Genomic DNA, 12862 nt, shown 5'->3' on the forward strand with positions numbered 1-12862 from the left:
ACTTCATTCAGAGTTCGCTTCACGCAACCGATGCGGTCGAAACGGCCGTCGCTGCCGGCTGGTTCACTGCATGGCAGGCGACGCCGCCGATCAGCTCCGGCGACTTCTGCCGGCACAGATCGAACGCGAGCGGACAACGCGGATTGAACGTGCAGCCGGACGGCGGATTGATCGGGTTGGGGATCTCGCCCTTCACCGGGATGCGCTGGCGGCCGGACATCGACAGATCCGGCACCGCGCCGAGCAGCATCTTGGTATAGGGCATGCGCGGATCGTTGAAGAGCTGGCGCCCTTCCGCGATTTCGACGATGCGGCCGAGATACATCACGCCGATGCGGCTCGCCATGTGGCGGACGACCGCGAGATTGTGGCTGATGAACAGGTAGGTGAGACCGAACTTGTCCTGCAGATCGCGCATCAGATTGAGGATCTGCGCCTGCACGGAGACGTCGAGCGCCGAGGTCGGCTCGTCGCAGACGATGAACTCGGCCTCCGAGGCGAGCGCACGCGCGATCGCGATGCGCTGGCGCTGGCCGCCGGAGAATTCGTGCGGAAACTTCTGGCCGTCGTCGGGATGCAGGCCGACCAGGGTCAGCAGCTCGCCGACGCGATCCTTGATCTGGCGTTCGCCCTCGATGACGTTGAAGGCGCGGATCGGCTCGGCGATGATGGAATCGACGCGGAAGCGCGGGTTGAGGCTGGCGTAGGGATCCTGAAACACCATCTGGATGCGCCGGCGCAGCTTGCGCCGGACCTGCGCCTGACGCGCCTCGCTCATCGACACGCCGTCGATGATGACCTCGCCGGAGGTCGGCGCCAGCAGCCCGACCACCATGCGCGCCACCGTGGTCTTGCCGGAGCCGGACTCGCCGACCAGCGCGAACGTCTCACCCTTCCGGATGCCGAAGCTGACGCCGTCAACCGCCTTCAAAAACTCCTGCGGCTGGCGCTCGATGACGCGGTTGAGCCAGGGCTTCGAGACATCGAACACCCGGCGGAGATCCTTGACCTCGACGAAATCGCTCATGCCGCGGTCTCCGTCGCGCGATCATACAGATGGCAGGCGACCGCCTGGGTACCCTGGCGCAGCGGCTCTGGCCGGTCGATGCGGCAGCGGTCGAAGGCGGCGTTGCAGCGCGGATTGAACGAGCAGCCCGGTGGGATCGCCGACAGCCGCGGCATCGAGCCCGGGATTTGCACCAGGCGCTTGTCCTCGCCGGCGAGCGTCGGGATCGCGCCCATCAGGCCCTTTGCGTAGGGATGCAGCGGGTTCTTGATCACCTCCTGCACCGGGCCGATCTCGGCGACTCGGCCGGCATACATTACGGCGACGCGGTCGCAGGTCTCGGCGATCACGCCCATGTCGTGGGTCACCAGCATCACGGCGGTGCCGTGATCGCGGCCGAGCCGCTTGATCAGCGAGATGATCTGCGCCTGCACGGAGACGTCGAGCGCGGTGGTCGGCTCGTCGGCGATGATCAGCTCCGGCTCGGCGCAGAGCGCGAGCGCGATCACGACGCGCTGGCGCATGCCGCCGGAGAATTCGTGTGGATAGCCGTCGATGCGCTTCTCGGGCGCGGGGATGCCGACCTCGGCAAGCAGGTCGATGGCGCGCTTGCGCGCCTGCTGGTCGGTGAGATTGGTGTGGGTCTTGATGGTCTCGATGATCTGGTCGCCGACGCGGTACAGCGGATTGAGCGAGGTCAGCGGGTCCTGGAAGATCATCCCGATGCGCTTGCCGCGCACCTTGCGCATCTCCTCCGGCGGGAGGTTGTCGATGCGCAGGCCGGACAGCAGGATCTCGCCGCCGGAAATGCGGCCGGGGCGGTCGATCAGGCCGATCACGGCCAAGCCGGTGACCGACTTGCCGGCGCCGGATTCGCCGACGACGCCGAGCACCTCGCCCTTGGCGATGTCGTAGGAGACGCCGTCGATCGCGCGCAGGGTGCCGCGCCTGGTCTCGAACTCGACCTGCAGATTGCGCACGGACAGAACGGGGGCGGTCATGAGGTTGAGACCTTCATACGCAGGAGCAGGGTCATCGCAGTTTCGGGTTGAGCGCGTCGCGCAGCCAGTCGCCGAGCAGGTTGATCGCGAGGATCAGTCCCGCGAGCGCGATGCCGGGGAAGGCGACGATCCACCATTCGCCGGCGAACAGATAATTGTTGCCGATCCGGATCAGGGTTCCGAGCGAGGGCATCGTCTCCGGCATGCCTGAACCGAGGAACGACAAGGTGGCCTCGGTGATGATGGCGAGCGCCAGATTGATGGTGGCGATGACCAGCACCGGACCCGTCGTGTTGGGCAGCACGTGGCGCAGCATGATCACGGGCGCGGGCAGGCCGATTAGTTGCGCGGCGGCGACATAGTCCTTGTTCTTCTCGACCATCACGGAGCTGCGCACCGTGCGCGCATATTGCACCCAGAAGGAGAGGCCAATGGCCAGCACCAGAACGATCAGCATGCTCAGCCAGTCCAGGCGATTGCCGGAGACCGACTTGGCGATGCCGTTGACCAGAAGCGCGATCAGGATCGGCGGGAAGGTGAGCTGGACGTCGGCGATACGCATGATCACGGTATCGACGCGGCCGCCGAAATAGCCGGCGATCAGGCCGAGCGCGATGCCGAGGGCACCGGAGAACAGCACGCCGAGGATGCCGACGATCAGCGAGATGCGCAGGCCGTAGAGGATGGCCGAGAGCACGTCGCGGCCCTGCTCGTCGGTGCCGAGCAGGAACGGGCTCTGGCCGTCGGCGGTCCACAGCGGCGAGATCCGCGAGTTCAACAGCTGCAACTGCGCCGGATCGAACGGGTTCTGCGGCGACAGCAGCGGCGCGAAGATCGCGAGCAGGAAGAACAGCAGCGTGATGACGGCCGCGACCACCGTGAGCTTGGAGCGGCGGAACGAATAGAACAGGTCGCTGGCGAGCGCGCGCTTGAGCCAGCCATCGGGGGCTGCGCGTGGCGCCTCGACGGGAGCGGGGTGGGGGACGGCGGCGTCGCTCATGATCAGGCCGGACGGCTGATGGTCGTGCGCAGGCGCGGATCGACCACGGTGTAGAGGATATCAACCACGAGATTGATGGTGACGAAGATCAGCGACACCATCATCAGGTAGGCCGCCATGATCGGGATGTCGACGTTCTGCACGGCCTGCACGAACAGCAGACCCATGCCCGGCCATTGGAACACCTGCTCGGTGATGATCGAGAACGCGATGACGGAGCCGAACTGCAGGCCGACCACGGTGATGACCGGAACCAGCGTGTTGCGCAGGGCGTGGCCGAAATGGATGGCGCGGGTGGTGAGGCCGCGGGCGCGGGCGAAGCGGATGTAGTCGGTGCGCAGCACCTCGAGCATCTCGGCGCGGACGAGGCGCATGATCAGGGTCATCTGGAACAGGCCGAGCGTGATCGAGGGCATGATCAGCGCCTTCCAGCCGGACAGGGTGAACAGGCCTGATGACCACCAGCCGAGCTTCACGACGTCGCCGCGGCCGAACGAGGGCAGCCAGCCCAGCGTGACCGAGAACAAATAGATCAGCAGGATGCCGATCAGGAACGTCGGCAGGGAGATGCCGATCAGGGACACCATCTGGAACAGCTTGGCCATCAGGGAGTCGCGGCGCAGCGCGGAGAACACGCCCATCAGGATGCCGAAGAACAGCGACAGGATGGTCGCGCAGATCGCAAGCTCCAGCGTCGCGGGCATCCGCTCCTTGAGCAGATCCGAGACCGGCTGCCGGAACTGGTAGGACACGCCGAACTTGAACTGGGCCGCATTGTAGAGATAGCGGCCGAACTGCACGATGAAAGGATCGTCCAGACCCAGGGATTCGCGGATGCTGGCACGCTCCGCGGCCGAGGCATCGATGGCGACCAGCTGGTTCACCGGATCGCCGGCGAAGCGGAACATGGCGAACGAGATGATTCCGACGGCGATCATCACGCCGATGGCCTGGATCGCTCGGCGAAGCGCGAAGGCGAGCATCTGATCCCTTCTGGACTTGAAAGACGCGGCGGCGGGTAGCACCTGCCGCTGGAAATGAAAAGTCCCGAAAAGCAGTTCTGCTTTCCGGGACTCGTGGTCGTCTGGCGAACTACTCGGTCTTGGTGGCGAGGAACAGCAGCACGGCGTTGTCGGCGCGCAGCGGGATCTTCACCTTCTTCGACACGCCCCAGGCCACGGCCTGCTGATGCAGCGGAATGTAGCCGTAGTCCTTGATGCCGATCTCGAAGGCCTGCTTGATCATCTGGTTGCGCTTGGCGGTGTCGGTCTCGACCAGGACCTTGTCGGTGAGCGCGTCCAGCTCCTTGTTGCAATAGTTGCCGAGATTGGCTTCACCGCGGGTCGGATCCTTCGGGTCCTCGCGGCAGCCCATGATGTCGTGCAGCACGTTGTGCGGGTCCATCGAGGACGGCGTCCAGCCGAGCAGGAAGAACGAGGTGTTGTAGCCGCCGGGCTTCAGCACCTTGGCGAAATACTGCGCCTTCGGCTGGGCGTTCAGGTTCACCTTGACGCCGATGCGGGCGAGCATGCCGACCACGGCCTGGCAGATCGCCGCGTCGTTGACGTAGCGATCGTTCGGGCAGTCCATTCCGACCTCGAAGCCATCCGGATAGCCAGCCTCGGTCAAGAGCTTCTTGGCTGCGTCCGGATCGAATTTGGGCCGTGTGAACTCCTTCGACAGCGGGAACAGCTCCGGCGCGATCATCAATGCCGACGGCGTCGACAGGCCGCGCATGACGCGCGTCTTGATCAGCTCGACGTCAACAGCCTTGTAGAAGGCCTCGCGGACGCGGACGTCCTTGAACGGGTTCTTGCCCTTGACGCTGGAGTAGAGCAACTCGTCGCGGTTCTGGTCCATGCCAAGGAAGATCGTGCGCAGCTCCGGTCCCTTCAGGACCTGTGCGTTCGGGCTGGAATCGACGCGGCCGATGTCCTGCACGGGAACCGGCTCGATGATGTCGACCTCTCCGGACAGCAGCGCCGCGACGCGCGTGGCGTCGGAGGAGATGGTGGTGAACACGATCTCCTTCAGATTATGCTCGGGCTTGCCCCACCAGTTCGGATTGACCTTGAACACGGTCTTCACGCCGGGCTGATGGCTCTCGATGATGAAGGGGCCGGTGCCGTTCTCGTGCAGCGCGGCGTAGCTCGGCGTGGTTGCCGACACCGGCGTCGGCGCGACGGAGTTGTTCTCCTCGCACCACTTCTTGCTCATGATGTACCACGTGTCCCACTGCGAGATCAGGATGGGATTGGGCGCATCGAGCTTCACGTCGACCGTATAGTCGTCGACCTTGATGAATTTTGCGTCTGGCGGGACGTTGGAGAGGAAGTTCGAGCCGGTGGCGCGGACGCGCTCGGCGGAGAAGATCACGTCGTCAGCGGTGAAGGGTTCGCCATTGTGGAACTTGACGCCCTTGCGCAGATGGAAGCGCCAGCGAGTTGGCTCGGGCGTCTCCCAGCTTTCAGCCAGCGCGGGGATGATCTTGAGATCCTTGTCGCGCGCGGTCAGTCCTTCATAGATGTGGGCATGGTGCGCAATCGTGGTCGATTCCTTGAAGGTGTAGGGATCGAGCGACTTCAGGGTGCCCTGGTTGGCATAGCGCAGGGTCTGGGCCGAGGCCGGCAGCCCGGCAAGGCCGACGAATGCGACGGCCGCCGCGATGAGCAGGGATTTGCGTCCCGACATATGTTCAAATTCTCCGCGTTTGACGCTTGTTTTCTCGGCAGGCGCGATTTGATCCGGCCGGCCTTGCTTCGAAGTTCGTGATGTCAGAGGCGCCTCTTGCACGAACTTCAAGAAGCAACAGGACGCCGAGCGATGTGCTTGCAAGTCTGATGCCGCGCCGGAATGACTGATCCCGAAGCCTTGTACCGAAGCCTTGGCCGTTCGAAGGCTTCGGCTTGGCGGTGCGCTGGAGGACCCGCGGCACGTCGATCTGACGATGTTGCCAGAATTCGGCGGCGGCACACAAGTGCAGTTTGTTTAAGCCTAAACGATATGGTTAGTCCCCGAGCCCTGGATGTGCAGCGCACGCGGGACTCGACCGTCGCATTCGGCCGCCCCGGGCTGGGATTGACCATGTCCCGGGAATTGCGCACCTGCAGCAACGCGCCGCTTGCTAGAGAGGGCGGCAAGCGGTGATACTGTGCCGCTCTCCGCCGAGAGTCCCGGAGGGCGTCCCATGTGAGCGGGATCCTGCTGGAGGCGGCGGCGAATGGTTCGAACAGCGCGGAGCGGACATGAAAGTCAACATCGAGATCGATTGCACACCGCTCGAGGCACGGCAGTTTTTCGGACTTCCCGACGTCGGCCCGATGCAGGCCGCGGTGATGGACCGGCTTCAGCATCAGATGACCAGCAATATCGACAAGCTGACCCCTGAAGCGATCATGCAGAGCTGGTTCACCTTCGATCCGCGCCTGGCCGAGCGGTTTCAGGACCTGATGCTGACCATGACCGGCCTGGGCGGCAGCCGCTCGAGCGACAAGAAATCGGCCTGATCACGGCCGATCGATTTCGCTGCGCGGAACCAACGGAACAGCGAGACGCCTGCACGTCCGGCCTGGAGCCTGCTCCAGACCGAGGCCCGCGACCGGCCAGCAAAGGCCGGCGCAGCAGCTTCAGGGAGGACGCATGACCGATCCGGCTGGGATGCCGCCGCTGCAGTTTGCGATGACCAATGGCATTCGCATGGGGTACTACGAGGCCGGTCCCGCAACCGACCGGCCGCCCATGATCCTCTGCCACGGCTGGCCGGAATTGGCGTTCTCGTGGCGGCATCAGATCAAGGCGCTCGCGGAGGCCGGGATCCGCGTCATCGCGCCGGACCAGCGCGGCTACGGGGCCACCGACCGGCCGGAGCCGGTCGAGGCCTATGATCTCGAGCATCTCACCGGCGACCTCGTCGGTCTGCTGGATCATCTCGGAATCGACAAGGCGATCTTCGTCGGCCATGACTGGGGCGGGTTCGTCGTCTGGCAGATGCCGCTGCGTCATCTCGACCGTGTCGCCGGCGTGGTCGGCATCAACACGCCGCATCTGCCGCGTGCGCCCGCCGATCCGATCGCGATCATGCGCAAGCGCTTCGGCGACACGATGTACATCGTGCAGTTCCAGGACCCCGCGCGCGAGCCCGATCGGATCTTCGGTTCGCGGGTGGAGCAGACCTTCGACGCCTTCATGCGCAAGCCGCTGCCGCGCAACGATGCGCCGTCGACCGAGCCGCCGGCCGGTGGAATCGCTGCATCGCCCTCGCTCAACCTGGCGTTCCCGCAGATGATCGCGGCCTATGACGCCGCCAAGGACGTGCGGCAGCCGATTCTCTCGGACGAGGAGAAGCGCGTGTTCGTCGAGACATTCTCGCGCACCGGCTTCACCGGCGGGATCAATTGGTATCGCAACATGACCCGCAACTGGCAGCGCTCGGAAGGGCTCGACCATACGGTGCGGGTGCCGTCGCTGATGATCATGGCGGAGAACGATGCCGTGCTGCCGCCCTCGGCCGCCGACGGCATGGAGAAGCTGGTACCTGATCTGGAAAAGCACCTCGTCCGCGACAGCGGCCATTGGACCCAGCAGGAGCAGCCGGCCGAGGTCAGCGCCAAGCTGATCGAATGGCGCCGGCGGCGGTTCGGATAGGGCGGGGCGGTTCTGCCGGGGGCGCCTGAACTGCAGGCCCGTCGTGGACGTAGCGACAGCGGCGCCCCAGCAACAGGTGTCGTCCCGGACAAGCCTGCCGACGCAACGCGTCGGCGGGCGCAGATCCGGGATCCATATCCACCGCCCCTGATCGTGAAAGCGGGCTGGTGCCACAGCGCGTCGCAACCACGAAGGTCGGTGGTTATGGGTCCCGGCGTTCGCCGGGACGACACCTTATTTCCGCGCGACAGCGATGGCTCTGAGCTGCCGTCCTAAGCCGCCTGCGCGTTCGCACCATGCGCGTGCTCCGCGATGGCAGCGATGATCACAGGCCAGGTCGGGATGGGGATGGCGTGGCCCATGCGCTCGATCATCACCAGCTTGGCGTTCGGGATCGATTCCGCGGTATCCGTACCGGCTGCGTGATGCACCAGCGGGTCGCGCTTGCCGTGGATGACGAGCGTCGGCGCCGTGACCAGATGCAGCCGCGGCTTGCGGCTGCCGGAGGCGAGGATGGCGCGCAGCTGGCGGCCGACGCCGGCGGGGTTGAGGCCGCGGGCGAAGCAGCGTTCGGCGAGCGCCGCGTCGCGGGCCTCGTCTTCGGGGAAGGAGCCGGCGCGCAGCGCTTTCCAGGTCTTCTGGAAGCGCTTGATGTACTCGTCCCTGGTCTTGGGCGGCGGCGCCATCAGCAGCATCGCAACCTCACGGGTCGGCGGGGGAAGGCGCGGGTTCCCGGTCGTCGACATGATCGAGGTCAATGACCGCACGCGATGGGGAAAGCTGATCGCGATCTCCTGGGCGATCATGCCGCCCATCGAGGCGCCGACGAGATGCGCCGACTTGATGTCGAGCGCGTCCATCAGCCCGACCGTGTCGTTGGCCATGTCCAGGATCTTGTAGGGCGCGGAGACCGGAATGTGGAAGAAGCGCAGCTTGAGCAGCTCGAACGGCGACAGCCGGCGGCCGCCATGCAGCTTGCTCGACTGGCCGATGTCGCGATTGTCGAAGCGGATGACGCGGAAGCCGCGGGCCGCGAGCTGTTCGCAGAACTCGTCGTCCCAGATGATCATCTGCGCGCCCAGGCCCATGATCAGCAGCAGAGGGGGCGCGCCGGGATCACCGAAGATCTCGTAGCAGATGTCGATACCGTTGGCGCGGACGGTCTGCGGCGGCTGATGAGCAATGGCAGTCACGGTGTTCCCTCGTTCAAGGCCAACGGATCCTCTATGGCATGGTTCCGTTGACCGAGAGAAGCGGCCCCATGATCCTCCCGCACCGCAGCGAGATCGTGCTATGATAGGTTGTGTTTGAGTCTTGTGTTGGTCTGAAGGAGCGTGCCGATGGCGAACAAATCCGGCGACCCGATCGCATTCTGGCAGCAGATGGTCGGGGAGATGCAGAAGAGCTTCACGGCCTTCACCCGGCTGCGCCCGATGGGCGCGGCGACCAGCTCCTCCGATGATCCCGCAACTTCTGGAAACGGACAGAAGCCCATGGCCGATCTGATGGAAAACTATTTCGCCGGCATGAACGTGCCGAGCCGTGGCCAGCTCACGGCGTTGAGCGAACGGCTGACCTCGATCGAGAGCGAACTGGCGGAGACGCGGGCGCTGCTGAAGGAGCTGCTGGCCGCGACGAAGGCGCGCCCAGCAGAAAAGCCCGCTGCGGACCTGGTTCCCCAGCTGAACGATATCAAGGGCTTGCTCGACGTGCTTGTTGCGGCGTCCAAGGTCCCGCCGCCCGCCCCCCCGACGCCGGTGGACGTCACCCCTGAACTCCACGAGATCAAGGCTTTGCTGGGCGAGCTTGTTGCCGCATCCAAGGCCCCTCGGCCGGAAGTGAAACCACCCGTCGATCCCACGCCCCAGTTGAGCGAGATCAAGGCGCTGCTCGACCAATTTCTGAAGGGTGCGCAGACGCGGGAACCTGCAGCCACGGCCTCGATCGAGGCGGGGTTGCGCGAGATCCGGTCCGCGCTCGATGTGCTGGTCAAGCAGACCCAGCATGCGGTCGAGGTCGCGTCTGAGGTAGCCGAGGTTCCTCCTGCGACCGAGGCTCCAGCGTCGGCCGAAGCCGCCTCCAGAGCCGCCGGGCCGGTCCGCCCTGGCAAGTCGCGCAACAAGAAGCACGGCGGCGGCTGAGCCGCATTCCCGATCCTCCCGCAATGGTGCATTGCAACATAACTGTTGCGGTGCACCATTTTTGTGATATGGTTGAGTTACTCCGGTTTTCTTAGGGACGGAGCGAGAGCCATAGCTCAGACGAGGATGGAGACGACCATGACCACCGAGACCAATACCGTGTTCGATACCGTCAAGGATGCCTTTGCGCCGGTGACGGACGCGTTCAAGAACCTGCAGACCATGGAAGTGCCGGAATCCGCGCGGGAGTTCGTCAAGAAGACCGCGTCGACCGCCAAGGAGCGCGCTGCGGAGGCCCTCGCAGGCTCCGAGAAGGTGACCTCGGCGATCGAGACCGCCGTGTTCGACGGCGTGACCGAGGCCGGCAAGATCAGCCGCAACATCCAGCAGGCGCTGTACCAGGACACCGAGGCGTTCTTCGACGGCCTGGACAAGCTCGCGTCCGCCAAGTCGATCAGCGAAGCCGTTCAGATCCAGGGTGAGCTGGCCCGTGCCCGCGGCGAGGCCCTGGTGGCCCGTGCGAAGTCGACCAGCGAGTATGTCGGCAAGCTCGTCACCGAGGGTGCCAAGGTCGCCCAGGAGAACATGGCCAAGGCCTACAACAAGACCGCCTGATCGCGTCAACAGCGTCAGTCGATCGACCTTCAAGGCCCGCATCGCGCGGGCCTTTTCTTTTGTGATCGGGCGAAACCGGATAAAGCGGGGATCATGCCCCAGTCGCTGTCCCGCATCGTCAGCCAGCTCAAGAGCGAGCCCTCGCGCACGGGGTCGCTGATCATCACGGTGTTCGGAGACGCCATCGTGCCGCGCGGTGGCAGCGTCTGGCTGGGGAGCTTGCTCGCCTTCTTCGAGGGACTCGCGATCGACGGCAGCGTCGTCCGCACGGCGATGTCGCGGCTGACCGCGGAGGGCTGGTTCGAGCGCACCAAGAGCGGCCGCAACAGCTTCTATCGCCTGACCCGGCGCGGCGAGCAGACCTTTGCCGGCGCCACCCGGCACATCTACGATTCGCCGCCGGCCGAATGGAACGGCAGCTTCGAGCTGGTACTGACCGGCAGCGCCGATGACCGCGAGCAAGCCCGGACCGCGTTGCGCGACGCCGGCTTCGGCAGCCCGCTGCCCGGCGTGTTCGTGGCGCCCTCGAGCATTGCCGTGCCCGATGCCGTGGAGGGCGCGATCCGCCTGCAGGCCTCCGCGGGCTCCGACATGGCGCGGCGGCTGGTCGCCGAGAGCTGGGCGCTGGAGCGGACGGCCGAGGCCTATCGCAAGTTCAGCGCGTCGTTCGCGCCGCTCAAGGCCAGCATCGAACGCGGCGAGGCGCTGACCGACGGCCAGGCCTTCACCGCCCGGATCCTGCTGATCCACCACTATCGGCGCGTCGTGCTGCGCGATCCACTGCTGCCGGCCGAGCTGTTGCCCGGGAACTGGCCGGGGCGGCAGGCGAGGGCGCTGTGCGGTGAGATCTATCGATTGCTGCTGACCGGTGCCGAGCGCTGGCTCGACGCGCATGCGACCAACGAGGACGGGCCGCTGCCGGTGGCGGATGCGGCGCTGATGCGGCGGTTCACCGACGAGGATGAGGCGCGCTGATATATTACGGAATTCGATTGCATCACTCGAATTTTGTAATATGTTGGCGGCAACCAAGTCCTGGGAGGACGCCGCCGCATGTACACGCAGGCGCTTAATTCGCCCGAGGAGGGCAGCCACGCCGAGGACGCCGTGCGCGCCCAACGGTTTCAGGCGCGCATCGATGCCGAGGAGCGCATCGAGCCGAACGACTGGATGCCAGCGGCCTACCGCAAGACGCTGGTCCGACAGATTTCCCAGCACGCCCATTCCGAAATCGTCGGCATGCTGCCCGAGGGCAACTGGATCACGCGCGCGCCGAGCCTGCGCCGCAAGGCGGCGCTGCTCGCCAAGGTCCAGGACGAATGCGGCCACGGGCTCTACCTCTACGCCGCCGCCGAGACGCTCGGCGCCTCGCGCGAGGAGCTGGTCGACGCGATGCTGGCGGGCAAAGCGAAGTACTCCTCGATCTTCAACTACCCGACCCTGACCTGGGCTGACATCGGCGTGATCGGCTGGCTTGTCGACGGCGCCGCGATCATGAACCAGATTCCGCTGTGCCGCTGCTCCTACGGTCCGTATGCGCGCGCGATGATCCGCGTCTGCAAGGAAGAATCGTTCCACCAGCGCCAGGGCTACGAGATCATGCTGACGCTCTGCCACGGTACGGCCGAGCAGAAGGCGATGGCGCAGGACGCGCTGAACCGCTGGTGGTGGCCGGTGCTGATGATGTTCGGCCCGCCCGATCAGGCAAGCCAGCACAGCGACACCTCGACCAAATGGAAGATCAAGCGCTTCTCGAATGACGAGCTGCGCCAGAAGTTCATCGATGCCACCGTCCCGCAGGCGCAGTATCTCGGCCTGACGATGCCCGATCCCGAGATGAAGCAGGACGAGCAGGGCCATTGGCGGCACGGCCCGATCGACTGGAACGAGTTCAAGCAGGTGCTCGCCGGCAACGGCCCATGCAACCGTGATCGGCTCGCGGCGCGTCGCAAGGCGCATGCCGACGGCGCCTGGGTGCGCGAGGCCGCGGCCGCCTATGCCGAGAAGCGCGCGCGGCGCCAGATGGCGCAGGCCGCCGAGTAGGACAGGGAGAGCGAAATGGCGACGCCGAACACGCCGTTGTGGGAGGTCTTCATCCGCAGCCGCAACGGGCTCGCGCACAAGCATTGCGGCTCGCTGCATGCGCCCGACGCCACCATGGCGCTGCAGGCCGCGCGCGACCTCTACACCCGCCGCGGAGAAGGCCTGTCGATCTGGGTGGTGCCGTCGAGCGCGATTACCGCCTCCGATCCCGCCGACAAGGCCATGATGTTCGAGCCGGCGGAATCGAAGATCTATCGTCACCCGACGTTCTATGAAGTGCCGGACGAAGTCGGGCATATGTAGGTGCAACTCCTCATGGTGAGGAGGCGCGTAGCGCCGTCTCGAACCATGAGGCCCGGTATCGCTTATGGCCCATCCTTCGAGACGCCCGCCTGCGGCGGGCTCCTCAGGA

Annotated in this window: 13 protein-coding genes; 7 read left to right on the forward strand and 6 right to left on the reverse strand. The window is 65.4% G+C overall.

Annotation, left to right across the window (positions count from 1 at the left end):
- Positions 1–19 precede the first annotated feature (19 nt).
- From QXZ94_RS02790 to QXZ94_RS02810, 5 genes are all read right to left on the reverse strand, one after another.
- Positions 20–1027, reverse strand: a complete 1008-nt coding sequence (locus QXZ94_RS02790; RefSeq protein ID WP_315719135.1) for an oligopeptide/dipeptide ABC transporter ATP-binding protein — start codon at positions 1025–1027, stop codon at positions 20–22.
- Positions 1024–2007: an ABC transporter ATP-binding protein gene (locus QXZ94_RS02795; protein ID WP_315719136.1), complete on the reverse strand. Its 984-nt coding sequence runs from the start codon at positions 2005–2007 to the stop codon at positions 1024–1026. Before QXZ94_RS02795 ends, QXZ94_RS02790 begins: the two co-directional genes overlap by 4 nt.
- A gap of 31 nt (positions 2008–2038) precedes the next feature.
- Complete coding sequence (locus tag QXZ94_RS02800) at positions 2039–3007, reverse strand: ABC transporter permease (RefSeq protein WP_315719137.1); 969 nt, start codon at positions 3005–3007, stop codon at positions 2039–2041.
- 2 nt (positions 3008–3009) lie between these two features.
- Positions 3010–3990 (reverse strand): ABC transporter permease, encoded by a 981-nt coding sequence (locus QXZ94_RS02805; RefSeq protein ID WP_315719138.1) that lies wholly within the window; start codon positions 3988–3990, stop codon positions 3010–3012.
- Between the two features lie 109 nt (positions 3991–4099).
- A complete protein-coding gene (locus QXZ94_RS02810) occupies positions 4100–5698 on the reverse strand; it encodes an ABC transporter substrate-binding protein (RefSeq protein WP_315719139.1) in 1599 nt (532 codons plus the stop codon).
- Between the two features lie 554 nt (positions 5699–6252).
- On the opposite strand from QXZ94_RS02810, the gene QXZ94_RS02815 reads away from it, so the two are divergent.
- The gene (locus QXZ94_RS02815) at positions 6253–6513 is read left to right on the forward strand and encodes a DUF6489 family protein (RefSeq protein ID WP_172111972.1); all 261 of its coding nucleotides are present in this window, start codon (positions 6253–6255) and stop codon (positions 6511–6513) included.
- Between the two features lie 133 nt (positions 6514–6646).
- Positions 6647–7651: an alpha/beta hydrolase gene (locus tag QXZ94_RS02820; protein WP_315719140.1), complete on the forward strand. Its 1005-nt coding sequence runs from the start codon at positions 6647–6649 to the stop codon at positions 7649–7651.
- Between the two features lie 272 nt (positions 7652–7923).
- Here the strand turns inward: QXZ94_RS02820 and QXZ94_RS02825 are convergent, their stop codons facing one another.
- The gene (locus tag QXZ94_RS02825; RefSeq protein ID WP_315719141.1) at positions 7924–8844 is read right to left on the reverse strand and encodes an alpha/beta hydrolase; all 921 of its coding nucleotides are present in this window, start codon (positions 8842–8844) and stop codon (positions 7924–7926) included.
- A 147-nt stretch (positions 8845–8991) separates the two neighbouring features.
- Between QXZ94_RS02825 and QXZ94_RS02830 the strand changes: the two genes are divergently transcribed.
- The 5 genes from QXZ94_RS02830 to paaB all read left to right on the forward strand — a co-directional run bounded on the left by QXZ94_RS02830 (position 8992) and on the right by paaB (position 12753).
- Positions 8992–9792 carry a hypothetical protein gene (locus tag QXZ94_RS02830; RefSeq protein WP_315719142.1) on the forward strand — a complete coding sequence of 267 codons (801 nt, stop codon included), beginning with the start codon at positions 8992–8994 and terminating at the stop codon, positions 9790–9792.
- Positions 9793–9930: 138 nt separating this feature from the next.
- Entirely contained in the window at positions 9931–10407 is a 477-nt protein-coding gene (locus tag QXZ94_RS02835) for a phasin (protein WP_315719143.1), read from the forward strand.
- Between the two features lie 93 nt (positions 10408–10500).
- A complete protein-coding gene (gene paaX, locus QXZ94_RS02840) occupies positions 10501–11382 on the forward strand; it encodes a phenylacetic acid degradation operon negative regulatory protein PaaX (protein ID WP_315719144.1) in 882 nt (293 codons plus the stop codon).
- A 78-nt stretch (positions 11383–11460) separates the two neighbouring features.
- The gene (paaA, locus tag QXZ94_RS02845; RefSeq protein WP_315719145.1) at positions 11461–12450 is read left to right on the forward strand and encodes a 1,2-phenylacetyl-CoA epoxidase subunit PaaA; all 990 of its coding nucleotides are present in this window, start codon (positions 11461–11463) and stop codon (positions 12448–12450) included.
- Between the two features lie 15 nt (positions 12451–12465).
- Positions 12466–12753, forward strand: a complete 288-nt coding sequence (paaB, locus tag QXZ94_RS02850) for a 1,2-phenylacetyl-CoA epoxidase subunit PaaB (RefSeq protein WP_315719146.1) — start codon at positions 12466–12468, stop codon at positions 12751–12753.
- Positions 12754–12862: the final 109 nt, after the last annotated feature.

This window comes from Bradyrhizobium sp. SZCCHNS2022, from assembly GCF_032377575.1.
GTDB classification, from domain to species: Bacteria; Pseudomonadota; Alphaproteobacteria; order Rhizobiales; family Xanthobacteraceae; genus Bradyrhizobium; species Bradyrhizobium aeschynomenes.

Bases quoted from the DNA above. Each gene is read 5' to 3' on its own strand.
- QXZ94_RS02790 (WP_315719135.1), bottom strand. From the start codon at position 1,027: ATGAGCGATTTCGTCGAGGTCAAGGATCTCCGCCGGGTGTTCGATGTC.
- QXZ94_RS02810 (WP_315719139.1), bottom strand. From the start codon at position 5,698: ATGTCGGGACGCAAATCCCTGCTCATCGCGGCGGCCGTCGCATTCGTC.
- QXZ94_RS02815 (WP_172111972.1), top strand. From the start codon at position 6,253: ATGAAAGTCAACATCGAGATCGATTGCACACCGCTCGAGGCACGGCAG.
- paaB (WP_315719146.1), top strand. From the start codon at position 12,466: ATGGCGACGCCGAACACGCCGTTGTGGGAGGTCTTCATCCGCAGCCGC.
- QXZ94_RS02820 (WP_315719140.1), top strand. From the start codon at position 6,647: ATGACCGATCCGGCTGGGATGCCGCCGCTGCAGTTTGCGATGACCAAT.
- QXZ94_RS02830 (WP_315719142.1), top strand. From the start codon at position 8,992: ATGGCGAACAAATCCGGCGACCCGATCGCATTCTGGCAGCAGATGGTC.
- QXZ94_RS02805 (WP_315719138.1), bottom strand. From the start codon at position 3,990: ATGCTCGCCTTCGCGCTTCGCCGAGCGATCCAGGCCATCGGCGTGATG.
- paaX (WP_315719144.1), top strand. From the start codon at position 10,501: ATGCCCCAGTCGCTGTCCCGCATCGTCAGCCAGCTCAAGAGCGAGCCC.
- QXZ94_RS02800 (WP_315719137.1), bottom strand. From the start codon at position 3,007: ATGAGCGACGCCGCCGTCCCCCACCCCGCTCCCGTCGAGGCGCCACGC.
- paaA (WP_315719145.1), top strand. From the start codon at position 11,461: ATGTACACGCAGGCGCTTAATTCGCCCGAGGAGGGCAGCCACGCCGAG.
- QXZ94_RS02835 (WP_315719143.1), top strand. From the start codon at position 9,931: ATGACCACCGAGACCAATACCGTGTTCGATACCGTCAAGGATGCCTTT.
- QXZ94_RS02795 (WP_315719136.1), bottom strand. From the start codon at position 2,007: ATGACCGCCCCCGTTCTGTCCGTGCGCAATCTGCAGGTCGAGTTCGAG.